Consider the following 549-nt stretch of genomic DNA (forward strand, 5'->3'; position numbering starts at 1 on the left):
CACTGCGATTCTCGATCACCGTTTTGAAAACAAAGCGAAATGGTTCAAAACGCTCATGAGTCCGTTCCTTCGCATTTACCTAAAAGCGAAGTGGAGCAAACTTGACTCCGTAGAAGCGATCCAAATCGAGGTGAAAAAATACCTTCAAGATACGTTGAATAAGACAACGGATGGCGTCACGTTCTCTGGTTTAGACAAACTGGATAAAAACACCTCCTACTTATTCGTGTCTAACCATCGCGATATCGCAATGGATCCCGCTTTAGTTAACTACGGTTTGTACCAAAGTGGTCACCGCACTGTGCGTATTGCAATCGGCGATAATTTGCTGAAAAAACCGTGTGCGACAGAGCTGATGCGTTTGAACAAGAGCTTTATTGTTAAGCGTTCTGCAAAAGCTCCACGAGAGATGATGAAAGCGCTTGGACAGTTGTCTGGCTACATCAAACACTCGCTGGATACGGGCAACTCTATTTGGATTGCTCAAAAAGAAGGGCGCGCGAAAGACGGTAACGACTTTACAGATCCTGCGATCCTAAAAATGTTCCA

The 549-nt window shown here is 44.8% G+C and carries 1 protein-coding gene; it reads left to right on the forward strand.

What is annotated here, in order from left to right; all coding sequences use genetic code 11:
- Positions 1-549, forward strand: a 549-nt coding sequence (locus R7P74_RS28580; protein WP_318124064.1) for a 1-acyl-sn-glycerol-3-phosphate acyltransferase, incomplete at both ends; no start/stop codon positions are given.

The sequence above is a fragment of the Vibrio sp. 2033 genome (assembly GCF_033339735.1).